This is a genomic window from Segeticoccus sp. (genome assembly GCF_035708005.1).
In genome coordinates, this window is the sequence record NZ_DASSTI010000176.1 from 24,620 (window position 1) to 50,786 (window position 26,167).

Annotated in this window: 23 protein-coding genes; 13 read left to right on the forward strand and 10 right to left on the reverse strand. The window is 72.3% G+C overall.

The window, feature by feature from the left end:
• Positions 1-13 precede the first annotated feature (13 nt).
• The gene (locus tag VFL99_RS16920) at positions 14-808 is read right to left on the reverse strand and encodes a VOC family protein (protein WP_325107533.1); all 795 of its coding nucleotides are present in this window, start codon (positions 806-808) and stop codon (positions 14-16) included.
• Positions 809-890: 82 nt separating this feature from the next.
• Positions 891-1,427, reverse strand: a complete 537-nt coding sequence (locus VFL99_RS16925; RefSeq protein WP_325107534.1) for a low molecular weight protein-tyrosine-phosphatase — start codon at positions 1,425-1,427, stop codon at positions 891-893.
• A 163-nt stretch (positions 1,428-1,590) separates the two neighbouring features.
• Between VFL99_RS16925 and VFL99_RS16930 the strand changes: the two genes are divergently transcribed.
• The 4 genes from VFL99_RS16930 to VFL99_RS16945 are packed head-to-tail and all read left to right on the forward strand — an operon-like array spanning position 1,591 to position 6,682.
• Positions 1,591-3,105 carry an APC family permease gene (locus tag VFL99_RS16930; protein ID WP_325107535.1) on the forward strand — a complete coding sequence of 505 codons (1,515 nt, stop codon included), beginning with the start codon at positions 1,591-1,593 and terminating at the stop codon, positions 3,103-3,105.
• A complete protein-coding gene (locus tag VFL99_RS16935) occupies positions 3,102-4,499 on the forward strand; it encodes a glutamine synthetase family protein (protein ID WP_325107536.1) in 1,398 nt (465 codons plus the stop codon). The genes VFL99_RS16930 and VFL99_RS16935 overlap by 4 nt, the downstream gene beginning before the upstream one ends.
• 39 nt (positions 4,500-4,538) lie before the next feature.
• A complete protein-coding gene (locus VFL99_RS16940) occupies positions 4,539-5,435 on the forward strand; it encodes a MurR/RpiR family transcriptional regulator (protein ID WP_325107537.1) in 897 nt (298 codons plus the stop codon).
• Positions 5,435-6,682: a M20 metallopeptidase family protein gene (locus tag VFL99_RS16945; RefSeq protein WP_325107538.1), complete on the forward strand. Its 1,248-nt coding sequence runs from the start codon at positions 5,435-5,437 to the stop codon at positions 6,680-6,682. Before VFL99_RS16940 ends, VFL99_RS16945 begins: the two co-directional genes overlap by 1 nt.
• On the opposite strand, the gene bioD is transcribed toward VFL99_RS16945, so the two are convergent.
• Both bioD and galE read right to left on the reverse strand, forming a co-directional pair.
• Positions 6,672-7,370 carry an ATP-dependent dethiobiotin synthetase BioD gene (gene bioD / locus VFL99_RS16950; RefSeq protein ID WP_325107539.1) on the reverse strand — a complete coding sequence of 233 codons (699 nt, stop codon included), beginning with the start codon at positions 7,368-7,370 and terminating at the stop codon, positions 6,672-6,674. The genes VFL99_RS16945 and bioD overlap by 11 nt on opposite strands.
• An 82-nt stretch (positions 7,371-7,452) precedes the next feature.
• Positions 7,453-8,472 (reverse strand): UDP-glucose 4-epimerase GalE, encoded by a 1,020-nt coding sequence (galE, locus tag VFL99_RS16955; protein WP_325107540.1) that lies wholly within the window; start codon positions 8,470-8,472, stop codon positions 7,453-7,455.
• Between galE and VFL99_RS16960 the strand changes: the two genes are divergently transcribed.
• Positions 8,471-9,130 (forward strand): MBL fold metallo-hydrolase, encoded by a 660-nt coding sequence (locus VFL99_RS16960; RefSeq protein WP_325107541.1) that lies wholly within the window; start codon positions 8,471-8,473, stop codon positions 9,128-9,130. The two genes, galE and VFL99_RS16960, sit on opposite strands and share 2 nt — an antisense overlap.
• A gap of 34 nt (positions 9,131-9,164) precedes the next feature.
• On the forward strand, positions 9,165-10,895 hold the full coding sequence (gene argS, locus VFL99_RS16965) for an arginine--tRNA ligase (protein WP_325107542.1): 1,731 nt from the start codon (positions 9,165-9,167) through the stop codon (positions 10,893-10,895).
• A gap of 111 nt (positions 10,896-11,006) precedes the next feature.
• Here argS and paaK read toward each other — a convergent pair whose 3' ends face one another.
• The 3 genes from paaK to VFL99_RS16980 are packed head-to-tail and all read right to left on the reverse strand — an operon-like array spanning position 11,007 to position 14,118.
• Positions 11,007-12,320: a phenylacetate--CoA ligase PaaK gene (gene paaK / locus VFL99_RS16970; RefSeq protein WP_325107543.1), complete on the reverse strand. Its 1,314-nt coding sequence runs from the start codon at positions 12,318-12,320 to the stop codon at positions 11,007-11,009.
• Positions 12,317-12,862, reverse strand: coding sequence for a hydroxyphenylacetyl-CoA thioesterase PaaI (paaI, locus tag VFL99_RS16975; RefSeq protein WP_325107544.1), 546 nt, complete (start codon positions 12,860-12,862; stop codon positions 12,317-12,319). Before paaI ends, paaK begins: the two co-directional genes overlap by 4 nt.
• Complete coding sequence (locus VFL99_RS16980; RefSeq protein ID WP_325107545.1) at positions 12,859-14,118, reverse strand: 3-hydroxyacyl-CoA dehydrogenase NAD-binding domain-containing protein; 1,260 nt, start codon at positions 14,116-14,118, stop codon at positions 12,859-12,861. Before VFL99_RS16980 ends, paaI begins: the two co-directional genes overlap by 4 nt.
• Before the next feature lie 81 nt (positions 14,119-14,199).
• On the opposite strand from VFL99_RS16980, the gene paaN reads away from it, so the two are divergent.
• Complete coding sequence (paaN, locus tag VFL99_RS16985) at positions 14,200-15,924, forward strand: phenylacetic acid degradation protein PaaN (RefSeq protein ID WP_325107546.1); 1,725 nt, start codon at positions 14,200-14,202, stop codon at positions 15,922-15,924.
• Positions 15,925-16,048: 124 nt separating this feature from the next.
• On the opposite strand, the gene VFL99_RS16990 is transcribed toward paaN, so the two are convergent.
• Positions 16,049-17,131: a type IV toxin-antitoxin system AbiEi family antitoxin domain-containing protein gene (locus VFL99_RS16990; RefSeq protein WP_325107547.1), complete on the reverse strand. Its 1,083-nt coding sequence runs from the start codon at positions 17,129-17,131 to the stop codon at positions 16,049-16,051.
• Positions 17,132-17,308: 177 nt separating this feature from the next.
• Between VFL99_RS16990 and VFL99_RS16995 the strand changes: the two genes are divergently transcribed.
• On the forward strand, positions 17,309-18,361 hold the full coding sequence (locus VFL99_RS16995) for an isopenicillin N synthase family dioxygenase (RefSeq protein WP_414713794.1): 1,053 nt from the start codon (positions 17,309-17,311) through the stop codon (positions 18,359-18,361).
• Positions 18,362-18,625: 264 nt separating this feature from the next.
• Complete coding sequence (locus VFL99_RS17000) at positions 18,626-19,567, forward strand: NUDIX hydrolase (RefSeq protein WP_325107549.1); 942 nt, start codon at positions 18,626-18,628, stop codon at positions 19,565-19,567.
• Positions 19,568-19,603: 36 nt separating this feature from the next.
• Here VFL99_RS17000 and VFL99_RS17005 read toward each other — a convergent pair whose 3' ends face one another.
• Both VFL99_RS17005 and VFL99_RS17010 read right to left on the reverse strand, forming a co-directional pair.
• On the reverse strand, positions 19,604-20,395 hold the full coding sequence (locus VFL99_RS17005) for a dienelactone hydrolase family protein (protein ID WP_325107550.1): 792 nt from the start codon (positions 20,393-20,395) through the stop codon (positions 19,604-19,606).
• A gap of 43 nt (positions 20,396-20,438) precedes the next feature.
• Positions 20,439-20,843, reverse strand: coding sequence for a phage holin family protein (locus VFL99_RS17010; RefSeq protein ID WP_325107551.1), 405 nt, complete (start codon positions 20,841-20,843; stop codon positions 20,439-20,441).
• Positions 20,844-21,034: 191 nt separating this feature from the next.
• Between VFL99_RS17010 and hisC the strand changes: the two genes are divergently transcribed.
• The 4 genes from hisC to VFL99_RS17030 all read left to right on the forward strand — a co-directional run bounded on the left by hisC (position 21,035) and on the right by VFL99_RS17030 (position 26,165).
• The gene (hisC, locus tag VFL99_RS17015) at positions 21,035-22,132 is read left to right on the forward strand and encodes a histidinol-phosphate transaminase (protein ID WP_325107552.1); all 1,098 of its coding nucleotides are present in this window, start codon (positions 21,035-21,037) and stop codon (positions 22,130-22,132) included.
• Positions 22,133-22,373: 241 nt separating this feature from the next.
• Positions 22,374-23,573, forward strand: a complete 1,200-nt coding sequence (gene pdhA, locus VFL99_RS17020) for a pyruvate dehydrogenase (acetyl-transferring) E1 component subunit alpha (protein WP_414713795.1) — start codon at positions 22,374-22,376, stop codon at positions 23,571-23,573.
• The gene (locus VFL99_RS17025; RefSeq protein WP_325107553.1) at positions 23,573-24,562 is read left to right on the forward strand and encodes an alpha-ketoacid dehydrogenase subunit beta; all 990 of its coding nucleotides are present in this window, start codon (positions 23,573-23,575) and stop codon (positions 24,560-24,562) included. Before pdhA ends, VFL99_RS17025 begins: the two co-directional genes overlap by 1 nt.
• 52 nt (positions 24,563-24,614) lie before the next feature.
• Positions 24,615-26,165, forward strand: a complete 1,551-nt coding sequence (locus VFL99_RS17030; protein WP_325107554.1) for a dihydrolipoamide acetyltransferase family protein — start codon at positions 24,615-24,617, stop codon at positions 26,163-26,165.
• The last annotated feature ends 2 nt before the right edge of the window (positions 26,166-26,167 follow it).

Below are 26,167 nucleotides of genomic sequence, written 5' to 3' on the forward strand. Positions count from 1 at the left end.
AGAGCAGGGTGCGCTAGCTCGTCGGCTGGTCCTGCTGCCAGGCGACGCTGATGAGGCAGAACGCCTCACCCTGCGGACCCGTCACGCGGGCGACCCGGCCGTAGGGGGAGTCCTGCGGCTCGCCCTGCACGCTGCCGCCGAGCTCGCTCACCCGGGCGGCCGCCGCGTCGGTGTCGCTGACGCCGAAGTAGATCGCCCAGTGCGCCGGGACCTGCACGTCGCCGGCCGGCAGCCTGCCGATCCCGCCGCGCAGCTGCCCGTCCGTGGTGGAGAAGGTGGAGTAGAGGAAGTCGCCGCTGTCCATCGAGTCGTAGGAGTAGCCGAGCACGCGCGCGTAGAACGTCTTGGCCGCCTCGTAGTCGTTGCTCATCTGCTCCTCCCAGACGAGCGCACCGGGTTCGCTGTGCAGGCCGATGCCCTTGTGCTCTCCCGCCTGCCACAAACCGAAGGTCGCCCCCGTCGGGTCGGCGCAGTAGGCCATCCGCCCCATCTGCCCGACGTCCATCGGCTCCATCATGAAGCTGCCGCCTTCGTCGCGGACCTTCGCGGCGGTGGCCTCGAGGTCGTCGACGGCCAGGTAGGTGGACCACACGTTGGGGAAGGGGTTGTCGTCCGGCTTCGGGCTGATCGCCGCGACCTGCCGGCCGTTCAGCAGGCAGGTGACGTAGCCGCCGTAGTCGGGGCCGCTCTCCTGGCACTCCCAGCCGAACAGCCCGGAGTAGAAGTCCTTCGCCGCGGCCACGTCGGTGACCATGACGTCGATCCAGCAGGGGGTGCCCTCGGGCCACGTGTCGTCGTGGGTCGGCATGCTCGCTCCTCGGGTGAGTGGTCGGTCTCGGCGCCTTCACGGGAAGCCTGCCACCCACCCACGGGCACCCGCCAGCGTCCGCTCAGTGCCTCCCTTGCTCCCCTGCACTCCCCGCCGGCGTGAGCTCACCGGCCAGGTGCTCGACCAGACCGCGGCAGGCGGCCTCGACCTCGCGCAGGCAACGGTCGAACCCCTCGGCCCCACCGAAGTAGGGGTCGTCGGTCTCCAGGGTCCCCGCTGCCACGGCCTCGGGGTCGAACTCGCGCAGCAGCCGCACCTGCGCATCGCCCGGCTCGGCGATCTCCCGCAGGTCGCGGGCGTGCCCGCGGTCGGCGACCAGCACGAGGTCGTGCTCGGACAGCCAGCGTTCGGTGAGCTGCTGTGCGCGGTGGGCGGACCCGTCATACCCGTGCTGGTGCAGCGCGGTCAGGGTGCGCGGGTCCGCGGGGCCTCCCACGTGCCACGCGCCGACCCCCGCGGAGTCCACGGTGACGCGGTCGGCCAGGCCCGCGTCCTCCAGCAGCGAACGCAGGATCACCTCCGCCATCGGAGACCGGCAGATGTTGCCCGAGCAGATCACGCTGATGCGGTATGCCGAGTGCTCACCGTGGTGTCCCATGGCCGCCATTGTGGTCGGTCGCGCGCCGACAACCGGTCGGCCCCCGGGGGCGGTGCGAGCAGCTGCGGGGCGAAACCGGGACGTAATGGACGAAACGTCTTGACACGTCGACGTAACGGGCGTTCCCTGAAGCGAGCGGCGCAACGCACCTCAGGAGGCCGCGATGGCAGCACAGGCAGCCGGTTCGTCGTCCGGAGCGTCCCTGCGGCGGGAGCTCAACATCTGGGAGGCGATCGGGCTCTCGGTCGCCCTCATGGCGCCGTCGATGGCCGCCAACATCAACCCCCAGGGCACCGCCCAGACGGTCGGGCGCGCGGTGCCGCTGGCGTTCGCGCTCGCCACCGTCGGCGTGCTGCTGGTCGCCTGGACCTTCGTGCGGCTGTGCCAGAAGTTCCACCACGCCGGCTCGGTCTACGGGTTCGTCGGCGCCACCCTCGGCGCGCGGACCGGGGTGGTCTCGGGGTGGTCGCTGATGGGCACCTACACCTTCTACGGCGTGGTGACCTCCACCGCCTGCGGCATCCTCGGCACCGACTTCCTCACCTCCGTCGGCGTGTGGCCGTCGCCGCCGTGGTGGGGACCGTTCATCGTCAGCGGCGTCGTGCTCATCGGCGTCGCGCTGCTGACGATCTCGCCGGTACGGATCGGGACGCGGGTGCTGCTCGCGGTCGAGGGCACCACCGTGCTGCTCATCGTCGCGGTCGCCGTGGTCGTGCTGATCCGGCTGCTCAGCGGCACCGCACCGCACGGCGGCCACGCCACGTGGAGCGTCTTCTCGGTCCCGCACGGCACGGGCAGCTCGGCGCTGTTCCTCGGTGTCGTGTTCGGCTTCCTGTCCTTCGCCGGGTTCGAGGCCGCGGCCACCCTGGGTGAGGAGGCCAAGGAGCCGCGCCGGGACATCCCCCGGGCGATCCTGGGCACCGCGATCTTCGGCGGCGTCTACTTCGTCTTCGTCACCGCGGTCGAGGTGATGGGCTTCGGCGCGACCCCGGCGGGGATGAAGCGGTTCGTCGGATCCGGTTCCCTCATGGGCGATCTCGGCTCCTCCTACATCGCCGCGTGGATCGGGGACCTGATCACCTTCGGTGCGGCGGTGAGCGCCTTCGCCTGCGCCCTGGCCTGCGGTGTCGGCGCCTCCCGGCTGCTCTTCGCGCTCAGCCGGGACGGGGTGGGGCCGGAGCGGCTCGGCCGCATCTCCACCCGGCGCGGTACCCCCGTGGCGGCCTCGGTGCTGGTGATCGCCGGCATGTACGTCTTCGACATCGTGTGCGTGATCGCCTTCCACGCCAAGCCGTTCGACGTGTTCACGTGGTCGGCGACGATCGGCACGCTGATCCTGCTCGTCGTCTACGTGCTCGCCACGCTGGGGGCCGTGCGGCTCGTGTTCTTCTCCGGCGAACGCTCCGCGTTCACCTGGGAGATCATCGTCCCGGCGCTCGCGCTGCTGGTGCTGGGCTACACGATCTACCGCAACGTGCTGCCCTATCCCCAGGGCGCGGCCGCCTGGTTCCCCGTGGTCGCCGCGGTCTGGATCCTGCTGTCCGTCGCGCTGGTCGTCAGCCGGCCCTCGGTCGCCCACCGCGCCGGTGAGCGGCTGATGCACGAGGAGGGCCTCGGCACGGTGGCGAGCTCGCCGACCTTCGGGGCCGAGGCGCCGGGACGGCCGGTGGGGACATGAGCAGCCACCTGGACGGGGACCTGCTCGCCGGGGCGACGGTCCGGGCGCGGATGGCCCGGGAGGCGGCGCGCCCGATGCGCGAGCAGGGGGTCGCCGGGATCGTCCTGTCCTTCGTCGACACCGCCGGCATCAACCGGATCAAGACGGTGCCGGTCGAGCGACTGCCCGCCGCAGCCACGCGGGGCGTCGGCATGTCGCCCGTGTTCGACACCTTCCTGGCCGATGACTCCCTCACCACCACCGCCCGGTTCGGCGGCCCGGACGGCGACCTGCGCCTGGTGCCGGACCTCGCGGCGCTGACCGTCCTGGCGGCCCAGCCGGGCTGGGCGTGGGCGCCGGTCAACCGCTACACCCAGGACGGCGCGCCCTACGTGCTGTGCCAACGCCGGTATGCCGCCGAGGCCGCCTCCCGCTGCCAGGAGGCCGGCCTCGACGTGATCGCCGCCGTGGAGATCGAGTGGGCGGTGGCGCGCGGGGACGGAGCCGGCTTCGAGCCGGCCTGCCGCGGGCCGGCATACGGCATGGCGCGGCTGGTGGAGCTGTCCGACTACGCGCGCGACCTGCTCGTGGCGCTGCAGCGGGAGGGGGTGGAGGTCGAGCAGCTGCACCCGGAGTACTCCGACGGGCAGTACGAGGTCTCCGTCGGGCCGACCGACCTGGTCACCGCCGCGGACCGGAGCGTGCTGGTGCGGCAGACGATTCGCGCGGTCTCGGCCCAGCACGGGCTGCAGGTCTCGTTCGCGCCGTCGGTGGTGAACGGCCACGTCGGCAACGGCGGCCACATCCACCTGTCCGCCCGCTCCGGCGAGCGCAACATCTTCGCCGGCGGCGACCGCCGGCACGGCCTGACGGCGGCGGGCGAGGCGTTCGCGGCCGGGATCCTCGAAGAGCTGCCCGGGCTGTGCGCCGTCGGCGCCCCGACCGTCGCCAGCTACCTGCGGCTGGTGCCCTCGCACTGGGCCGGCGCCTTCCAGTGCTGGGGCCTCGAGACGCGGGAGGCCGCGCTGCGACTGGTCCGGGGACTGCGCGGCGACCAGGACCGCGCCGCCAACATCGAGGTCAAGTGCGTCGACCTCACCGCCAACCCCTACCTGCTGCTCGGGGCACTCGCCGGGGCGGGGCTGGCCGGTGTCCGGAGGCAGGCGCGGCTGCCCGAGGAGGTGACCGGCGATCCGGCGCTGCTCGACCCCGCCGAGCTCAAGGCGCGCGGCGTCCAGCGCCTGCCCCAGTCGCTACCCGAGGCGATCGACGCCCTCGCCGCCAGCGCGACCCTGCGGGAGGTCCTCGGCGACGACCAGCTCGAGGTGGTGCTGGGCGTGCGACGGGCCGAGGCGGAGCGGTTCGCCGGCAGGGAGGACGACGAGGTGGTCGCCGCCACGCGGTGGGTCTACTAGGCGGTCCGCGTGCCCCAGGTTCATGTGCCCCAGGGTCCCGTGCCCCCAGACAATCCGGCCACGGTCGGCCAGCTCATCCGGGCCCGGCTGCCGTTCCTGCCGCCGGCCGAACGACGGGTGGCCGTGTCCCTGCTCGGCGGGGACCCGCTGCTCGGGCTCGGCACCGTGGCCGACGTCGCCGCGGCCGCGGACACCAGCGCCCCCACGGTGCTGCGGCTCCTGGCCCGGCTGGGGTTCCCCGCCTTCGCCGACTACCAGGCCGCCGTGCGCCGGGAGCTGTCCGGGCGGCTGTCCTCGCCGCTGGAGCAGTTCCCCACCCATTCGAGCGACTCGGCACCGGCGGTGATGCTCCAGAGCCTCGCCGGCTCCGTCAGCGAGGATGCGACCCGGCTGCCGTCCGGGGACCTCGACCTCGCGGTGCGCCTGCTCGCCGACGAGCGCCGGCGCGTCCTCACCCTCGGCGGCCGGTTCAGCAGGTTCCTCGCCGGCTACCTCGCCGCGCACCTGCAGCTGCTGCGCCCGGGCGTCAGCTGGGTCGACGCGTCCGCGCAGGAGCGGGCCGCCGCCCTGCTCGACGTCGACCGGCGCAGTGTCGTCGCCGTCTTCGACTTCCGCCGCTACCAACGGGACACCGTCGACTTCGGTGCCGCGGCCGCGGCCCAGCGCGCCCACCTGCTGCTGTTCACCGACCAGTACCTCTCGCCGCTCGCTGCGCAGGCCGACGTCGTGCTGCCCACGAACGTCGAATCGCCCTCGCCCTTCGACGTGCTGACGCCCGCGATGGCGCTGGTGGAGGTGCTGGTCGCCGGGGTGGTCGCGCGGCTGGGCCGGCGCCCCCGGGAGCGGATGGCGAGGTATGACGAGTTGTCCCGGGACGCGGTCGCCGTCCAGCGTGCCCTCGCCCCGCCCCCGGACGCCGAGGAGGCGAACGGCTGATGGCGGGAGGGGGCTCGGGGCAGTGGTGTGACGCGCTGCACGACGAGCTGCGGCGCGCCGTGGCCGCTCACCTGCCCGCGGCCGTGGCGCTCCGGCGCGAGCTCCACACGCACCCGGAGGTCTCCGGTGCGGAGGGGTGGACCGCCGAGCGGGTCAGCGTGGCCCTGCCGGCGCTGGACTGCCGGGTGGTCGCCGGCACCGGCCGGCTCGTCCGGGTGTCCGCCGGGGAACGGCCGGTCGTCATCCGGGCCGAGCTGGACGCTCTCCCGGTGCACGAGCAGACGGGCGCCCCCTTCGCCTCCGCCAACGGCGCCATGCACGCCTGCGGCCATGACGTGCACCTGGCCGCCCTCGTCGCCGTGGCGCACGCCTGCGCCGACGTCGGGTCGGTGCCGCTGCTGGCGCTGCTGCAGCCCCGCGAGGAACGGTCGCCCTCCGGGGCCCGGGACGTCGTGGAGTCCGGCGCGCTGGTGGAGGAGGGGGCCCGGGCGGTCGTCGCCGTCCACGTCAACCCCGCCGTGCCCTCCGGCACCGTCGCGGTCGACCCCGGCGTCGTCAACGCCGGCTCGGACGAGCTCGAGATCGCCATGGTGGGCCGCGGGGGCCACGGCGGTTACCCCCACCTGGCCCGCGACCCGGTGCCCGCGCTGTGCGAGGCCGTCGGCGCGTTGGCGCAGGCGGTCCGCGGCACGGTCGGCCCCTTGCAGCCGGCGGCGGTCAGCATCGGCGTGCTCGAGGCCGGCGCCGCGCCCAACGTCATCTCGTCCACGGCCAGGGCGGCCGGCACGATCCGCACCTTCTTCCCCGACGACCGGGCCCGGTTGCACGCCCGAATCGAGCAGGTGGTCAGCTCCGTCGCCGCGGCGCACGGCTGCACGGGGGAGGCGACGATCGTGGAGGTGGAGCCGCCGCTGCGCAACGACCCCGCCCTCACCGTGGCCGCGCGCACGCGGTTGTCCGACGGCGGCGTGGTCCTCGCACCGGAGTTCCGCTCGTGCGGCGCCGACGACTTCTCCTTCTACGGGGACCAGCTGCCCAGCCTGATGGCGTTCCTCGGCACGTCGGACCGACCGCCGGCTGCGGCGCTCGCCGACGGCGACCGCGTCTCGTTGCACGACCCACGGTTCCTGCCGCCGGACGACGCGGTCCGGCAGGTCGCCGAGGTGATGATCGGCTGCCTCGTCGCGGCGCTGGAAGGCGAGGAGCCGCAGCCCGGCGAGCGACCGGGGGCGGACCTCAGAGGGTGACCCAGGCGGGTGACTCGGCACGGAACCGCTCGCGGTCCCACGTGCCGGCCTCCTCCGGGATGCGGCCGATCAGCGGCGTGTCGGTCACCGACGGCAGGTCGCTGAGGTTGGTCAGCGCCACCAGGTCGGGGTCCTTGGGCCAGGAGCCGATCACCACGCCGAGGCACTCGAGGTCGCGGGCGGTCAGCGCCTCCACCGTGAGCGCGCAGTGGTTGAGCGTGCCGAGGCCGGGTCGCGTGACGACGATGAACCCGACGCGGGCGTGCCGGTGCTGCAGGGCGATCCCGAGGTCGGCCAGAGTCGCGCCCGTGGCGTCGAGGCGGTCGAGCACCCCGCCGGTGGCGTCGACCAGGACCAGGTCGACCCCGTCCCGGCCGGCGAGCCCCAGCAGCTTGTCGGCGTGGTCGTCGACCAGCGGCAGGACGACGCCGTGGCGCCGGGCGCCGGTCACCAGCGGCAGCTCCTCCTCGAGCCGGAAGAACTCGTGGGTCTCCACCTCGCCGGCCAGCCGGACGATGTCGTCGACGTCTCCCGGCTCGTCCTCGGCCCGGCTGGTCTGCGCGAGCTTGACCACCACGACGCGAAGGTCGTGGTGGTCAAAGCCTGCGGCCAGGGCCGCGGTCGTCACCGTCGTGCCCACGCGGGGGCCGGTGCCGGTGACGACCATGATCGGTGCCAGGAGAGCCATCAGCGCCGATTCTGTCCCATGACGGGCACACGGTCAGCGCAGGCGCGTGACGAAACGGTGAAGAAGGCTCCCCCGGACCAGGTCACGCGTCCGGGTAGCCGTTCGGGTTCTGCGACTGCCACCGCCAGCTGTCCGCGCACATGTCGTCGATGGACTTGACCGCATGCCAACCCAACTCGGCGTTGGCGCGGGAGGGGTCGGCATACGAGGCGGCGATGTCACCGGGGCGCCGGCCCACGACCTCGTAGGGCAGCTCGTGGCCGACGGCCTTCTCGAACGCGTGCAACAGCTGCAGGACGCTGGTGCCCTGGCCGGTGCCGAGGTTCCAGGTGCTGACCGGCTGGTCGGTCCGGGTGAGCTTGTCCAGAGCCGCGACGTGCCCGGCCGCGAGGTCCTCCACGTGGATGTAGTCGCGCACGCCGGTTCCGTCGACGGTGTCGTAGTCGTCGCCGAAGACCCGGAGCCTGTCCCGCCGGCCGACGGCGACCTGGGCGATGAAGGGCATGAGGTTGTTCGGGATGTCTGAGGGGTCCTCGCCGATCGTCCCCGACTCGTGCGCGCCGACCGGGTTGAAGTAGCGCAGCAGCGCAACACGCCAATTCGTCTCTGCCGCAGCGACATCGCGCAGGACCTGCTCGATCATCACCTTGGTCCAGCCGTAGGGGTTGGTGGCCGAGGTCGGCAGGTCCTCGCGCATGGGCACCGGGGCGTCCGGGCCGTAGACGGTGGCCGAGGAGGAGAAGACCAGCTTGTCGACACCGTGCCGCCGCATTGCGCGCACGAGGGAGAAGGTGGAGCCGAGGTTGTTCTCGTAGTACTCCAGCGGCTTCTCGACGCTCTCGCCGACGGCCTTGAACCCGGCGAAGTGGATGACCGCGTCGAGCTGCTCGTGCGCGAAGAGGTGCTCGGTCTTGTCGGCGTCGCGGAGGTCGAAGCCGTGGACCGGCAGGTGCCTGCCGGTGATCGCCTCGAGCCGGTTGATCACGGTGGGCTTGGCGTTGGAGAAGTTGTCCACGACCACCACGTCGTGCCCGGCCGCGACGAGCCGGACGACGGTGTGGGACCCGATGTAGCCGGCGCCGCCGGAGACCAGAACGCGCATGGGCGCAACTCTATGTGTCGTCGCCGCCGGCGTGTGCTTGGCTGAGGGCGTGGTGGCGTGGGTGGAGCAGCTCGTCGTGCCGGGGCAGATCGGCAGCAGCCCCGACGTCGACGGCGCCAACGTCTGGATCGTCGGGGACGAGACCGAGTGCGCGGTGGTGGACCCGGTCGGCGACGTGTCCGGCATACAGGAGGTGGTGGGGGAGCGACAGGTGCGGCTCGTGCTGTGCACCCACGTGCACCCCACGCACGTCGCCGGCGCGATCGGGCTCGCGGAGGCGACCGGCGCGCTGATCTTCCTGCACTCCGACGAGTTCCCGTTCTGGGCGCGGCACCGACCGGACCGGCGGCCCGACGTCGAGGTCGTCGACGGGTTGACCGTCGACATCGGACGCACGCGGATCGAGGCGGTCTACACCCCCGGGCACACGCCGGGCAGTACCTGCTGGCACGGCGTCGACCTGGACGTGGTGTTCACCGGCCACACGCTGGGCGCGCAGGGGCCGCACGTCGCCGGCCGGGCGTTCGACATCGAGCAGCAGGTGGCGTCGATCCGGGGCCGGCTGTTCTCGCTGCGCAACCAGACGGTCGTGCACGCCGGCGCCGGGCCGGACACGCGGATCTCCACCCAGCGGTGGGACGTCGAGTTCTGGCGCTGACCGGAGAACCGGTGCGGGTCCGTAGGCTTTCGCCATGGTGGATCCAGCCGTCGTCCTGACCGAGCGGGTGCAGGCGGCGATCAGGTCCGCGCTCGGGCCCGACTTCGCCGACGTGGATCCGATCATCCGGCCGTCGCAGTTCGCGGACTACCAGGCCAACGCCGCGCTCGCCCTCGCCCAGCGGGTGGGTCGTCCCCCGCGCGAGCTGGCGAGCGAGATCGCCGGGCACCTCGATGCGGGGCAGGTGTGCCGCTCGGTGGAGGTCAGCGGACCGGGCTTTCTCAACCTCACCCTGCGCGACGACTGGATCGGTATGGCGACCAGCGAGTTGGCAGGGGAGGACCGTCTCGGGGTGCCCCGCCAGTCGCGGCAGGTCGTGCCGATCGACTACTCGGCGCCGAACGTGGCCAAGGAGATGCACGTCGGGCACCTGCGGACGACCGTCGTGGGCGACGCGCTGGCGCGGACGCTGGAGCACCTCGGGCACCAGGTGATCCGGCAGAACCACATCGGTGACTGGGGCACGCCGTTCGGCATGCTGATCGAGTACCTGCTCGACGTGGGAGAGGGATCGGCCGAGGCGAAGCTGCTCGAGGACGACCCGAACGCGTTCTACCAGGCCGCCCGTCGGCAGTTCGACAGCTCCCCGGAGTTCGCGACGCGGGCACGGGTCCGCGTGGTCGCGCTGCAGGGCGGCGATTCCGAGACGCTGCGGCTCTGGCGCGAGCTGGTCGACCGGTCGCGGCGCTACTTCAACCGGGTCTATGCGGCCCTCGACATCACGCTGATCGACGCCGACCTCGCCGGGGAGTCGACCCACAACGCCGAACTGGCGCAGATCTGCGATGAGCTGGAGACCAAGGGTCTCGCCCGCGTCGACGAGGGCGCGCTGTGCGTGTTCCTGCCGGGTTTCACCGGCCGCGAGGGCAAGCCGGTGCCGCTGATCATCCGCAAGAGCGACGGCGGCTACGGCTACGGCACCACGGACCTGGCCACCATCCGGCACCGCGTGCGCGACCTGCACGCCGACCGGGTGCTCTACGTGATCGGTGCGCCGCAGCACCTGCACCTGACGATGGTGTGGGAGACCGCCCGACGGGCGGGGTGGCTGCCTGACGACGTCGAGGTGGTGCACGTGCAGATCGGCAACGTGCTCGGCGCCGATGGCAAGCTGCTGCGCACCCGCAGTGGGGCGCCGGTGCCGCTGATGTCGCTCGTCGGCGAGGCGGTCGAGCGGGCCGGCGTCGTGGTGTCGCAGCTGCGTCCCGAGCTCGGGGCGGCCGAGCAGGCCGCAATCGCCAGGGACGTCGGCGTGGGCGCGGTGAAGTACGCCGACCTCTCCGTGGCGCACGACACCGAGTACGTCTTCGACTACGACCGGATGCTCGCGTTGCACGGCAACACCGGGCCCTACCTGCAGTACGCCGTCGCCCGGCTCCGCTCCCTCTTCAGCCGAGCGGGACTGGACGTCGGGCACGCGACGCACGCGGTCGGCATACGGGAGCCGGCGGAGCGGGCGCTGGCGCTGGCACTGCTCGGGTTCGGGTCGGTCGTCGCGCAGGTGGGCGACCTGCTGGAGCCGCACCGGCTGTGCGGCTACCTGTTCGAGCTGGCGCAGACGTTCACGACGTTCTACGAGCAGTGCCCGGTGCTGAAGGCCGAGGGGCCGGTGCGGGAGTCCCGGCTGGCGTTGTGCGCGTTGACGCTGCGCGTGCTGGGGCAAGGGCTGGACCTGCTCGGTGTCCCCGCCCCGGCTCGCATGTAGCCCCCACCCCCACCCCGCGACCGACGACCTCGTGTGTGGCGTTTCGCGCCGTCGAAACGGCGCAACACGCCACACACGAGGTCGTCGGTCGGGTGAGGCGGGCGCCTCAGCTCAGTGAGGGCGCTGGTCGACGATACGGCGGGCCTTGCCGACGGAGCGCTCGATGCCACCGGGGGCCACGACGTTGACCTTGGCGGTCGTGCCGATGGTGGACTTGATGTGGTGGGCCACCTCGCGGGCGAGCTGCTCGTAGGACGCCTCGCCGGTTCCGGGGTCGGCCTCCGCGTTGACGGTCAGCTCGTCCATGCGGCCGGGGCGGGTGAGCACGCACTGGAAGTACGGCGACAGACCCGGCAGCGACAGGATGATCTCCTCGATCTGGGTCGGGAAGACATTGACGCCGCGCACGATCATCAGGTCGTCACTGCGGCCGGTGACCTTCTCCATCCGCCGGAAGCCGGGCCGGGCCGTGCCCGGCAGCAGCTTGGTCAGGTCGCGCGTCCGGTAGCGCAGCACCGGCATCGCCTGTTTGGTCAGGGACGTGAAGACCAGCTCGCCGACCTGCCCCTCCGCGACCGGCTCGTCGGTGATCGGGTTGACGATCTCGGGGTAGAAGTGGTCCTCCCAGATGTGCAGCCCGTCCTTGGTCTCGGCGCACTCCTGGGCGACGCCGGGACCCATCACCTCGGACAGCCCGTAGATGTCGGTGGCGTGCATGCCGACGTGCTGCTCGATCTCCTGGCGCATCGCCTCGGTCCACGGCTCGGCGCCGAAGACCCCGATCTCCAGCGAGGTCTCGCGCGGGTCGATGCCCGCGGCCTCCATCGCGTCGACCATCGACAGGAAGTACGACGGCGTCACCATGATCGCCCGCGGCGCGAAGTCCGTGATGAGGCTGATCTGCTTCTCGGTCTGGCCGCCGCTGGCGGGCGTCACCCGGCAGCCGAGCGCCTCCGCGCCGTAGTGGGCGCCCAGCCCACCGGTGAACAGGCCGTAACCGTAGGCCACGTGCACCCCGTCCCCCGGCCGCACGCCGGCCGCACGCAGGGACCGCGCCACGACCTGCGCCCAGGTGCGAATGTCCTCGGCGGTGTAGCCGACCACCGTGGGCTTCCCGGTCGTGCCGCTGGAGGCGTGCAGCCGCACGACCTGCTCCTTCGGCACCGCGAACATCCCGAACGGGTAGTTCGCGCGCAGGTCGGCCTTGCTCGTGAACGGCAGGTGCCGCACATCCTCGAGCGAGGTGATGTCTTCGGGGCTGATCCCCTTCTCGTCCAAAGTCTTTCGGTAGTGCGGCACGTTGTCATAGGCGTGCCGCACGGTCCACTGCAGCCGCTCGAGCTGGTGGGCGCGCATCTCGTCGACGGACCAGCGCTCCGCCTCGTCATAGAGGTCGGGGCGGTCGTCGAGCACCGGGAGGCTCATCGGTTCTCCTGATTCTTGCCGGAATTCGGGCCGGGTGCTGCGCTCCCAGCATCAGACGTGTCGCTTTCGGCGTGAGCGGTGTCGCTGTCCCCGGTCGGCGCGGCCTGAGCAGCCGTCCGCGGCGTGAGCGCCCTTGAGCGGCCGCGGAACTCGGCGATGAGCTCACCGTCCGACTCGCGGGTCACCGTGACGTCGGTGAGACCATTCCGGCCGTATGCCGCGCGCTCCTGTGCCTGCGCGACCAGCACGTCGCCGAGGCGGGCCGAGGTGACGAAGTTGATGTCGCAGCCGGAGGCGACGGTCAGGCGCCCGGTGGCGTTGCACGCCAACGCGAACGCCGAGTCGCAGAGGGTGAAGATGAGCCCACCGTGCATGATCTTGTGCCCGTTGACCATGACCTCGGTGACCGGCATCCGGACCGAGGACCACCCGAGCCGGCCGTCGTGGCCGACGTCGAGCAGCTCCATGCCCAGACCCCGGGAGGCCTCGTCGTCGGCCCACATCGCCTGCACGTGGGACAGCTCGGGCGTACCGGTGCTCACGGGGCCGTCCCGTTGTCGCCCTCCAGCAGCCCCGGGCTGAGCCGGTAGCGCCCGCCCGGGAACGCCTCGTCCAGCTCCCGCAGCTGCTCGGCCACCCGGCCGAAGCCGATCTCCCGACCCCACTCGAGCGGGCCCTTCGGGTAGTTGGTGCCGAGCTTCATCGCGGTGTCCACGTCCTCGGCGCTGGCCTCGCCGCGTGCCACGAGGTCCACCGCCTCGTTGACGAGCATCGCGATCGTGCGGGCGACCGGGTTGGTGCGCACCGGCGCGTCGTCGGCGGTGAGCTTCGCGGCGAGCTCCTCGTCAGGTTCCGCATCGAGCGCGCGGCCGGTGTCGTCATACGAGAAGACACCCTGACCGGTCTTGCGCCCCAGCTTCCCGGCCTCCACGAGGCCGCGCTGGTAGTCGGTCGGCGTGTAGCGCTCGTCGCGGCCGGTCTGCTCCCAGACCGAGGTGCCGACCGCGAGGTTGACGTCCTGGCCGATGAGGTCGGTCAGCTCCATCGGGCCCATCCGAAAGCCGGCCCGGCGCAGGGTGAGGTCGACGGTGGCCGGGTCGACCGTGCCGTCGGCGACCATCCGCTGGGCCTCGCCGTAGAACGGCCGCGCCACCCGGTTGACGATGAAGCCCGGCGTGGAGGTGCACGAGACCGGGGTCTTGCCCCAGCGGCGCACGAGCTCCGCGGCACGGTTCAGCACCTGCGTCGACTCCGCGGTGACGTGGCCGTCGGGTCCTTCGTGGTTGTGGCCGTGGATGACCTCGACGAGCTTCATCAGCGGCGGCGGGTTGAAGAAGTGCAGCCCGAGCACGCGCTCGGGCTGCGGCAGGCCCTCGGCGATCGCGGCGATGTCGAGGCTGGAGGTGTTGGTCGCCAGGAGCGTGTCGGCCGGCTGGCGCTCGGCGAGCGCGGTGAAGAGGGCGCGCTTGTCGCCGAGATCCTCGCGGATCGCCTCGATGACCAGGCCGCAGGCCGGCAGGTCCTCGATCCGGTCGACCACGTCGAGCCGGGCGGTGGCCGCGTCGGCGTCCGCCTGGCTGATCTTGCCCTTGCTGGCGAGCTTGGTGAGGGTGGCGCCGAGGCGCTGGTGGGCCTTGTCGGCAGCCCCCTCGAACGCGTCGAGCAGGTGGACCCGGTGGCCGGCCTGGGCGGCGACCTGGGCGATGCCGGTGCCCATGGCACCGGTGCCGATCACCGCGACGTCGGCGAGCTGCTGGGCCGGGGGGTCAGTGGGGGAATCAGGGGTGGCGGACAGCATGTGACACATGTTGGCACGGACGCCTTACCGGTGTAAGAGCCGTCTCACGGCTCCTGTGGTGCGCTGGTTACGATCGAAGATGTGACTGACACGACCGCCGCCCAGTCCGCCTCCGCTCCCAGCCACCCGCTCGTGGCCAAGCACGAGACCGTGCTCAAGGAGGCCGCGCAGGCCCTCGCCGACCGCTCGTGGTTCTCCCGCTACCCGGAGTCCCCCTCCCCGAGGGTGTATGGCGAGAGCGCGGCTGCCGAGGGCAAGGACGCCTTCGAGGGGCGGCTGGCTGGTGACTTCACGGACCTGGCCGACCAGCCCACCGACGGCACGTGGGTGGGTAGCGAGGTCTCGCCCTACGGGCCGGAGCTGCGGGTGCGCTACCCGCACCTGGACATCGACGCGGGACTTGCCGCGGCGAAGGCGGCGCTGCCGGCCTGGCGGGACGCCGGTGCCCGCACGAGGGCGGCCGTGTGCGTCGAGATGATCGACCGGATCAACGAGCACTCCTTCGAGCTGGCCAACGCGGTGATGCACACCACCGGGCAGCCGTTCGTCATGGCCTTCCAGGCAGCCGGGCCGAACGCCCAGGACCGCGCGCTCGAGGCGGTGGTCGCCGCACTCGTGGAGCAGGAGCGGGTCCCGGCGTCGGTGGTGTGGGAGCGGCCGACCAAGCGTGAGCCGATCCGCATGCAGAAGGACTACCGCATCGTCCCGCGCGGCCTCGGGCTGATGATCGGCTGCAACACCTTCCCCACGTGGAACGGTTACCCGGGGCTGTTCGCCTCGCTCGCCACCGGCAACCCCGTCGTCGTCAAGCCGCACCCGCGGGCCACGTTGCCGCTGGCGATCACGGTCGCGGTGATGCGCTCCGTGCTCGAGGAGGCCGGGTTCGACAAGGCGCTCGTGCAGCTCGCCGCCGAGGACGACGGCGAAGGTCTGGCGAAGGAGCTCGCGCTGCGGCCGGAGGTCGCGCTCATCGACTACACCGGCGGGCCCGGGTTCGGTGGCTGGCTCGAGCGGGAGGCTGCCGCGCACGGCAAGCAGGTCTACACCGAGAAGGCCGGCGTCAACACCGTCGTCGTCGACTCGACCGACAGCCTCAAGGGGTTGCTCGGGAACCTCGCCTTCTCCTTCTCCCTGTACTCCGGGCAGATGTGCACCGCCCCGCAGAACGTCTACGTCCCGCGCGACGGTGTCGACACCGACCAGGGCCACCTGTCGTTCGAGGAGTTCGGGCAGCAGCTGGCCGGGGCGGTCACGGCGTTCAACGCGGATGACGCGAAGGCGGTCGAGGTGCTGGGCGCCACCGTCAACGACGACGTCCGCTCGCGGGCGACCGACCTGCCCGGCCTCGCCTCCCGCCTCGGCGGCGAGGTGGTGCTGGACACCCGCAAGGTGACCCACCCGGCATACCCCGATGCCGTGGTGCGCGTCCCGGGACTGGTGTCGGTCGACGTCGGCAACGACACGGCATACACCCAGGAGTGCTTCGGGCCGGTGTCGTTCCTCATCGCGACCGACTCGACCGGGCAGTCGCTGGAGCGGCTGCGGGACACGATCCGCGAGCACGGGGCGATGACGGCGTCGGTCTACTCGACCTCCGAGCAGGTGCTCGACGACGCGCGCGAGGCGGCGGCGGAGGCGGGCGTGGCGCTGTCGGAGAACCTGACCGGGCAGATCTTCGTCAACCAGACGGCGGCGTTCAGCGACTACCACGGCACGGGCGCGAACCCGGCGGCCAACAGCGCCTACGTCGACGCGGCATTCGTGGCGAACCGGTTCCGGGTGATCACCTCCCGCCGCCACGTCTGACGGCGGAGGGCACCGCCCTCTGCCCCTCTCTTTCGCCGCCCCCCGCCCCTCTCTTTCGCACCGACGACCTCGTGTGTGGCGTTTCGGGGCACGAATCGAGCCAGAATCGCCACACACGGGGTCGTCAGTCCGCGGGTGGCCACCAGGACCGCTGGTGGGGAAGCCGAATCCACTCTCCGTCGAGGCGCAGCCGCCCGGTGAACCGGCTGATGTCGCCGGTGGCAAAGGTGGACCGGACCCGACGGGCTACGCCCGCGACGTCACCCGTGGCCTCAGCGGTCGACCACCGGGCCACCTGCAGGCCCGTGTGCTCGACGGCCCGCTCGCGGTGGCGCTCGGCCATCACCCGTTTCGCGGCCCGCCGGGCCGCCGGCAGGTCGGCGGGGTCATCGGGGCTCTCCATGAGGTACTTGCCTTCGCCGTCGGCCTCCCCGGCGACACCGTGCTCCAGCCACAACCCGTCCACGCGTGCCACGAACATCCCCGTGGCAGTGAACACCTCAACCTGCGGCAGTGGCAGCTCGATCCCGACGTCATGCAGGCTGACGAAGGAGTAGGACTCGAGCCAGGTCTCTCGCCGCGGGTCGACGAGTTGCGTCGCCTCGGTCGCACGAGGCACGCCTCGCCAGCGTCGTTGCGCACAGAGCACCTCACGGACTTCCTCGAGGGTCGTGTCGCCGGCGCGAAGGGCGCCATCGGCGATCGCCACCGCTTGCGGCGCCCGCAGCGTGCGCAAGCAGTCCGCCACGGTGCGCGCCGGCGACGTGAGCAGCAGATCGTTCCGACGTTGCACCTCGTTGACCGCCGTGCCGCTGTGGTGCAGGACCAGTCCGGCCTCGCGGCGGCTCTGCGGAGACAGCTCGATCGCGGTCAGGTGCACCTCGCGCAGCGTCGCGAGGCCCACCGGCCACCCGTAGGCCAGCGCCGCGGTCTGGTGGCTCAGCACGTGCGTGGGGTGACGGGCGACCGCCTGCTGGGCGCGTGCACGGTGCAGCCGGTGGACGCGCTGCCAGTGAGCCTCGTCCTGCTCGGGCGGTGGCGGCGGTGGCGCCGCATAGAGACCTCGACCCAGCCGTTCGACCCGCCCCTGTCGCACCAGTCGGTCGAGGACCCAGCGCGAGATACCGCGTGCGGCGGCATCGCGGAGGGTGAACGGCGGCTCGACGGTCGTCAGGAGCGCAGCGAGTTGGGGGTCGACGTTCTGCATGAGGCGACAGGATCGCGGGAATCGGCCCGCGCGCGCCGACGTGCCTGTGGACAACCTCACTGACCACCCGGTGTGTGGCGTTTCGGGGTCGATCCCGCCCGCGAAACGCCACACACCAGGTGGTCAGTGCCGTGGAGAGAGCGCATCTCAGGATCCGGCCGCCCGAGCCCCCCACCGATGTCCGACACCTATCGTCGCGTTGTGTCCGCTGCCGCAGTCAGCCCCGACCTCCCGGCCCTGCCGGTGCTCGACCTCCGCCAGTCGGCGGATCCGGCGACTGCGCCGGTGTTCCGGGACGCACTGCGCGAGGCGACTCACGAGTACGGCTTCTTCTACCTGATCGGGCACGGCCTCGAGGCCGAGCGGATCGCGGAGCTGTTCGCCGTCGCGCGCCGGTTCTTCGCTCTCCCGGAGGCGGACAAGCTGGCGATCGAGAACCTGCACAGCCCGCACTTCCGCGGGTACACGCGGCTCGGCGGCGAGCGCACGCAGGGCAAGCAGGACTGGCGCGAGCAGATCGACATCGGCCCCGAGCGTCCGGCGATCACGCCACGCACCGCGGACTGGGACGTGCTCCAGGGCCCGAACCAGTGGCCGACGGCCCTCCCGGAGCTGCGCGAGGTGGTCACCGCGTGGAACGCCTCGATGGCGCAGGTCGGGCTGCGGCTGCTGCGCGAGTGGGCCGAGTCGCTCGGGCAGGACCGGGCGGTCTTCGACCCCGCCTTCGCCGTGGACCCCTCGGAGCTGACGAAGGTGGTGCGCTACCCGGGCCTTCCCGACGACGGTGCCGCCCAGGGCGTCGGCGCGCACCAGGACTCCGGCGTGCTCACGCTGCTGCTCGTCGAGCCGGGCTCGGTCGGCCTACAGGCCGAGCACGACGGCGAGTGGGTCGACGTGCCGTCCGTCGACGGTGCCCTCGTGGTGAACATCGGTGAGCTGCTGGAGTACGCCACCGACGGCTACCTGCGTGCCACGGTCCACCGCGTCGTCGCCCCGGGCCCGGGAACCGACCGGATCTCCGTCCCCTACTTCTTCAACCCCGCCCTGTCGGCCCGGGTCCCGCGGCTCACGCTGCCGCCCGAGCTCGCCACCGAGGCGCGCGGTGTCACGGTCGACCCGGCGAACACCATCCACGACACCTACGGCGCCAACGCCCTCAAGAGCCGGCTGCGCGCCCACCCCGACGTGGCCGCACGTCACCACCCGGACCTGGTCGCCCGGCTGGGCTGAGCGGCCGCCGTCCCCCGGGCCGGTGGAATTCCCGGGCGGGAGCCGTCTCGAGCGTTGCGCGCGGCCGCCCTGTCCGGTCGGGAGAGGCGGGGTGGCAGGGTGGGCGTCGTGAGCGGTATGCCGAGTGCCTCCGACCCAGCGGCGACGTCGCAGGAGCCGCGAGACAGGTCAGCGGCGACGTCGCAGGAGCCGCGAGACAGGTCAGCGGGGACGTCGCAGGAGCCGCGAGACAGGTCAGCGCAGCCCACGTTGCGGGACGGGCAGGTGGCGATCCGGCCGTGGCGGGCCGAGGACGGTGACCTGCTGGGGCCCGAGCTGCTCGCGGTGCTGGAGACGGACGGTGCCGGTCTGCTGCCGTTCGCGGTGGAGCACCGCGGGGTAGTGGCCGGCCGGGTCTCGGTCCGGCGGGCCGGCGACGGCGTCGGCGAGCTGCGGTGGGGCGTGCTGCCCGAGCACCGCGGATTCGGGGTGGCGGTGCGCTCGTTGCGCCTGCTGGTGGGGTACTGCTTCGACGAGCTGGGCCTTGCCCGGCTCGAGGCGTTCGTCCCGCCGGAGGACCGGCCCTCGATCCGCACCGCCGGCCGGGCCGGGCTCCGCAAGGAGGGCGTGGCGCGCGGACGCGCCCGACGCCACGGGCAGCGCGCCGACGAGCTGGTGTTCGCGCGGGTGGTCGGCGACCCGGAGCCGGACTCGCGCGACGGCTTCCTGTCCGTGCTCAACGCGGGCCTGCCCACCAAGCGGGTCATCACGCAGGGGCTGCTGCGCAACGGCGCCGGCGACCTGCTGATGTGCGAGTTGACCTACAAGGGTGAGTGGGACCTCCCCGGCGGCGTGGTCGATCCGCGTGAGTCCCCGGCCTTCGCCCTCGTGCGCGAGGTGGCCGAGGAGCTGCGGGTTGACGTGCGGCCGCTGCGGCTGGCCGCGACCAACTGGCTCCCGCCCTACCGGGCGTGGGACGACGCGATGCTGTTCGTCTACGAGCTGGAGCTGCTCGGGATGGCGGCCGAGGAGCTGTTCGACCACGTGATGCTCGAGCCCCGCGAGATCCGCCAGCTGCACTGGTGCTCGCTCGCCGACGTCGACGCCCATGCCGCGCCCTACGTCGGCCGGCACCTGCGCAGCATCGCCGCCGAGCTCGAGCGCTCGCGCCAGGAGGGCCGGAAGCCGGCCACGCTCTACCTGGAGGACGGGCTGGCGCCGGAGTGACCGGCATACCGTCACCCCTCGGGGCATCCCGAAGGTTCAGGTCGGGGGCAGGTGGGCGGTGAGGAACGCGCACGTCTGCTGCCAGGCCCGCGCCGACGCCGCGGGGTGGTGGAACATCGGGTGGGGGTTGTCGAATGCGTGCCCCGCGCCCTCGTGCACCTCGAACCGCGTCCCTTCCCCGGCGTGCGGCCCGGTGACGGCCTGGCGGATCCGCTCGACCGTCCCGGGGTCGAGGTAGACGTCCGCCGTCCCGAAGTGGTGCAGGCTCGGCGCGCGGACCGACGGCGCCAGGTCGAGCAGGTTCGGCAGCGCGGAGCCGTAGTAGCTGACCAGCACGTCCACGGCGGTCTGCGCCGCCACGTTGAACGCCAGCCCGCCGCCGAAGCAGAACCCGAGTGCCCCCACCCGCTCGATGCCCGCCTCCGCGCGGAGGTGCTCCACCGTGGCCACCCCGTCGCCGACCGCGGACGACCAGTCGAGCTGTCCGACCAGCTCCATCGCGCGATCGAGGAAGTCCGGCTGCTCCTCGTCGACGGTCGGGTCAACCCCCGCCGCCTCGAGCCGCCAGTACAGCTCCGGCGCCACCACGACGTAGCCCAGCTCGGCGAGGTCCGCGCACCGTCGCCGGATGTAGTCACTGACGCCGAAGATCTCCTGGAAGACCACCAGCCCCGCCCGCGCGCTGCGGCCCGCCGGCTCCCAGCGGTATGCCGGGAGCTCACCTCCCGCCGGGGGGACCTCCCGCTTGCGCGGGAAGCCCTCGCGCGGCTCCTGCGACGTCGCCACTGGCCCGATCACCACCCGCGTCGGTTCCCTCCGGTGTGCCATCCCAGCCCTCCTCCGCCGTGTTCGGGCACTCCTCAACTGCTGTTCAGATCCGGGCCCGGTCGTCCCGGTCGGGCAGGACCAGGTGCAGGATCATGCTCACGATCGCGATGATGATCCCGCCGAACACCGCGTCCCAGAGGAAATGATTCACGTGGAACGCCAAGTTGAAGGCGCCCGCGACCCATGACGTGATCTGCAGCATGAACGCGTTGATGACGAGCGTGAGCAGCCCGAGCGTCAGGATGATGAACGGGAACGCGAAGAACTTCACGACCGGCTTGATGATCGCGTTGACCAAGCCGAAGATCACGGCCACCACCACGACCGTGCCGACCTGCGTCGTCCAGGACTCGGTGTGCCCGGGCAGGCCCAGGGTGATCCCGGGGACGACCAGCGCGGCGACCCACAGCGCCACGGCGTTCACGAGGACCTTGATCACGATCGACATGCCCACATCGTGGCAGGTCCGCGGCGCTCATCGGCACGGACGGACGACCGACGACCTCGTCGGTGGCGTTTCGCGGGTCTGGAGCGGTGCGACACGCCACACACCGGGTCGTCGGTCGCGGGGGGCGGGCGCCGAAGGGCAGGGCGGTGACCGGCGCACCGGGAGGTGAGCGCACGCCATACAGTGCGTCTATGAGCGAGGTCCCCACCACTCCCACGGGTTCGGTGCGGCTGCGGGCCGCCCTCGATGCGGTGCCGGCCTACAAGCCGGGCAAGCCGCCGGTCGAACGGGCCGGCATCCGGGCCTACAAGATGAGCAGCAACGAGAACCCGTACCCGCCGCTGCCCAGCGTGCTGCAGGTGGTGCAGGACGCGGCGGCGCGGATGAACCGCTACCCGGACATGGGGGTCCGGGCGCTCACCGACAGGCTCGCGGAGACCCTCGGCGTCCCGGCCGCGCACCTGGCCACCGGCACCGGCAGCGTCGGGGTGCTGCAGCAGCTCCTCCAGATCACCTGCGAGTCGGGCGACGAGGTCGTCTACGCCTGGCGCTCGTTCGAGGCCTACCCGATCGTCGTCGCGCTCTCGGGCGCCACCTCGGTGCAGGTCCCGCTCGACCGGGACGCTCGCCACGACCTCGACGCGATGGCCGCGGCGATCACCGACAGGACCCGCCTGGTCATCGTCTGCACCCCCAACAACCCGACCGGGCCGACGGTGCACAGTGACGAGCTCGAGGCGTTCCTCGGCACGGTCCCCTCCGACGTGCTCGTCGTCATCGACGAGGCCTACCTGGAGTTCGTCCAGGACCCCGAGGCCCCGGACGCCCTGTCGTTCTACCGCCGGTTCCCGAACGTCGCCGTGCTGCGCACCTTCAGCAAGGCCTACGGGCTCGCGGGGCTGCGGGTCGGCTACGCCGTCGCCCAGGAGCCGGTGGCCACCGCGCTGCGCAAGGCGGCCGTCCCGTTCGGCGTCAGCGACCTCGCGCAGCAGGCCGCCATCGCCAGCCTCGAGGCCTTCGACCAGCTGCAGGAGCGGGTCGACGCGCTCGTCCTCGAGCGCCAGCGGGTGCTCAAGGGCCTGCGCGACCAGGGCTGGGAGGTCCCCGACACCGAGGCCAACTTCGTCTGGCTCCCGCTCGGCGAGGACACCCTGGCCTTCGCTGCCGCGGCCGACGAGGCCGGGCTCACCGTGCGGCCGTTCGCCGGCGAGGGCTGCCGGTGCAGCATCGCCGAGGACGAAGCCAACGACCGGTTGCTGCAGGTCGCCGAGGCCTTCCGCAACCGCTGAGCCGGTATGCCGAGCACTCACCCCGGGGGGCCGTGGCACGCCACCGCGTGGTCGCCCTACAGTGACGTCGACACCATGTCCGGCATGTGGACAGATCCCGGGTGGACAGATCCCACCCGGGCCGCGCCCGGCCGGACGCTTCGCGCACGAAGGAGACCCTGTGAGCGGCGACGATGCCCGCGGTGCCCCCACTGCCCCCGACACCGCTCCCTCGGGCACCGGTGCCCCCGCCGGGGAGCACATCGCCGAGCCGCCCCACCACCACGAGACCGTCGCGCCGGGGCTGCCCGTGCGTGACGTGACCGACGGCGGGCCCGACATGGTGCAGTTCGTCAGCGCCGAGGGCGAGCGCATCGACAGCGAGGTGTCGGCGCCCTACGCCGCCTACCTGGCCGACCTCGACGCCGACGGTCTCCGCGGCCTCTACCGCGACCTGGTGCTGGTGCGCCGGGTCGACACCGAGGGCCACGCCCTGCAGCGCCAGGGTGAGCTGGGCCTGTGGCCGAGCCTGCTCGGCCAGGAGGCGGCCCAGGTCGGCGCCGGCCGCGCGATGAAGCCGCAGGACTACGCGTTCCCCGGCTACCGCGAGCACGGCGTCGCCTGGTGCAAGGGCGTCGACCCGATGAACCTGCTCGGCATGTTCCGCGGGGTCAACCACGGGGGCTGGGACTCCAACGAGAACAACTTCCACCTCTACACGATCGTCATCGGCAACCAGATGCTGCACGCGACCGGCTACGCGATGGGCGTCCAGCGCGACGGCGCCGTGGGCACCGGCGACCCCGAGCGTGACACCGCCGTCATGGCGTTCACCGGTGACGGCGGCACTTCCCAGGGCGACTACAACGAGGCCCTCGTCTTCGCCTCCGTCGCCCACGCCCCCGTCGTGTTCTTCGTGCAGAACAACCAGTGGGCCATCTCCGAGCCGAACGAGCGCCAGTTCCGCGTCCCGCCCTACCAGCGCGCCCGCGGCTTCGGTTTCCCCGGCGTGCGGGTGGACGGCAACGACGTGCTCGCGACGTATGCCGTCACGCGCCACGCGCTCGAGCAGGCCCGGTCCGGACAGGGCCCCACCCTCATCGAGGCGTTCACCTATCGCATGGGTGCGCACACCACCTCCGACGACCCGACCAAGTACCGCGTGGCCGCGGAGGTCGACCTGTGGCGGGCCAAGGACCCGATCGCGCGGATGAAGGCCTACCTCGAGAAGGAGGGCCTCGCCGACCAGGCCTTCTTCGACCGGATCGAGACCGAGGCCGACGAGCTCGCGGCCCGGATCCGCAAGCAGTGCCAGGAGATGCCCGACCCCGAGCTGCCCACCATGTTCGACCACACGTATGCCGAACCGCACCCGCTCGTGCAGGCCGAACGGGAGCAGCTGGTCGCCTACCACGCCGGTTTCGAAGCCGACTCCCAGGCGGACTCCGAGGAGGGGAACTGATGCCGGGCCAGAAGCTCACGCTCGCCAAGGGCCTCAACGCCGGACTGCGCCGGGCGATGGAGCAGGACCCGAAGGTGGTCCTCATGGGCGAGGACATCGGCCAGCTCGGCGGCGTCTTCCGCATCACCGAGGGACTGCAGAAGGACTTCGGCGAGGACCGCGTCATCGACACGCCGCTCGCGGAGGCCGGGATCGTCGGCACCGCAGTCGGGTTGGCGCTGCGCGGCTACCGCCCGGTGGTGGAGATCCAGTTCGACGGCTTCATCTACCCCGCGTTCGACCAGATCATCAGCCAGGTCTCCAAGATGCACGCGCGGTCGCTCGGCTACCTCAAGCTGCCGATGGTCATCCGCGTGCCCTACGGCGGCGGGATCGGCGCGGTCGAGCACCACAGCGAGTCGAACGAGGCCTACTTCGCGCACACCGCCGGCCTGCGGGTCGTCTCGTGCAGCAACCCCGAGGACGCCTACTGGATGATCCAGCAGGCCATCGCCTGCGACGACCCGGTGATGTTCTACGAGCCGAAGCGGCGCTACCACGAGCGCGGCGAGGTCGACATCGACGAGGCCGCCGGTGCGCCGCGGGGGCTCTTCGAGGCGCGGGTCATGCGAGAGGGCACCGACGCGACGCTGCTCGCCTACGGCCCGATGGTCAAGACCTGCCTGCAGGCCGCGGCGGCAGCCGAGGAGGAGGGCCGTTCGCTGGAGGTCATCGACCTGCGGACGCTGTCGCCGCTCGACCTGTCCACCATCACCGCCTCGGTGAAGAAGACCGGCCGGGTGGTCGTGGTGCACGAGGCCAGCACCTTCCTGGGCATGGGCTCGGAGATCGCCGCCGAGATCCAGCAGGAGTGCTTCTACCACCTCGAGGCGCCGGTGCTGCGGGTCGGCGGCTACAACATCCCCTACCCGCCGAGCCGATTCGAGGAGGAGTTCCTGCCGAACCTCGACCGGATCCTCGACGGCGTCGACCAGGCGCTGGCCTACTGACCGCCGACCCATTGACCGCCGCTGGCCCATTGACACAGGAGACGCACGACTCATGGGTGTGAAGAACTTCAGGCTGCCCGACCCCGGCGAGGGCCTGGTCGAGGCCGAGATCGTCAGCTGGAAGGTCAAGAAGGGCGACACCGTCAAGACCAACGACGTCGTGGTCGAGGTCGAGACGGCCAAGTCGCTGGTGGAGCTGCCGGTGCCGTGGGACGGCAGCGTCGTCGACCTGCTCGTGCCGGAGGGCACCACGGTCGAGGTGGGCCAGCCGATCCTCGCCGTCGACGTGGCGGGGGCCGAGGACGAGGCGCCGGCCGGCCCGGCCGGTGGCGCGGCCGCCGGTGCGGGCGCGGCAGCTGGCGGTGCTGCCGCCGCCGAGGAGGGCGAGCGGGTCGCGAACCTCGTCGGCTACGGGCCCTCCAGCGGCTCCACGCGGCGCCGCCGACGCAAGGGCGGCGCGCCGGGCCGGGCGGCCGAGGGAGCCCAGGCCGCCATGGGTCAGGTCGGCGGACCGGCCGCGGGCCACGCCCCGGCCGAGGCCGTCGCCGCCAGCGACTCCCCGGTCGCGGCCGCCCCGCAGGCCCCGGCGCCGACTTCCCAGACGCCCGCACCGCCCGCGGCCCAGGCTCCGGCTGCTGAGGCCACCCCACCGGCGCCCGCCTCCGGCAACGGCGGTCGCCCGCTGGCCAAGCCGCCGGTGCGGAAGTTCGCCAAGGACAACGGGATCGACCTCGCCCTCGTCACCCCGACGCGGGAGGACGGGATCATCAGCCGCGCCGACGTCGAGCAGTTCCTCGTCGGCGGGGGTGCGACCGCTGGGGCGACCGGCGCGGCAGCGGCGGCAGCGAGCGCGACCCAGGCTCCGGCATACCCCGTGGTGGCGGGGGAGCGGGAGACGCGCATCCCGATCAAGGGCGTGCGCAAGATGACCGCGCAGGCCATGGTGGGGTCGGCGTTCACCGCGCCGCACGTGACCGAGTTCGTCACCGTCGACGTGACGCGCACCATGAAGCTCGTCGAGCGGTTGCGTGAGGACCGCGAGTTCGCCGGGGTGAAGGTGTCCCCGCTGCTGGTCGTCGCCAAGGCGCTGATCCTCGCGGTGCGGCGCAACCCGGGCGTCAACGCGACCTGGGACGAGGCCGCCGGCGAGATCATCCAGAAGAACTACGTCAACCTCGGCATCGCCGCGGCGACCCCGCGTGGGCTGATCGTGCCGAACATCAAGGACGCCGACCGGATGTCGCTGCGCCAGCTGGCCGACGCCCTCGCCGACCTGACGCAGACCGCACGCGAGGGGCGGACCACCCCCGCGGCGCAGGCCGGCGGCACCATCACCATCACCAACGTGGGGGTGTTCGGTGTCGACAACGGCACGCCGATCATCAACCCGGGCGAGTCGGCGATCCTGTGCTTCGGCGCCGTCCGACGGATGCCGTGGGTGGTGACCGGCAAGGACGGCTCGGAGCGGATCAAGCCGCGCTGGATCACCCAGCTGTCGCTCGCGTTCGACCACCGCCTGGTCGACGGGGACCTCGGCTCCCGGACGCTGGCCGACGTCGCCGCCGTGCTCGAGGACCCGGCCAAGGCGCTCGTCTGGGGTTGAGC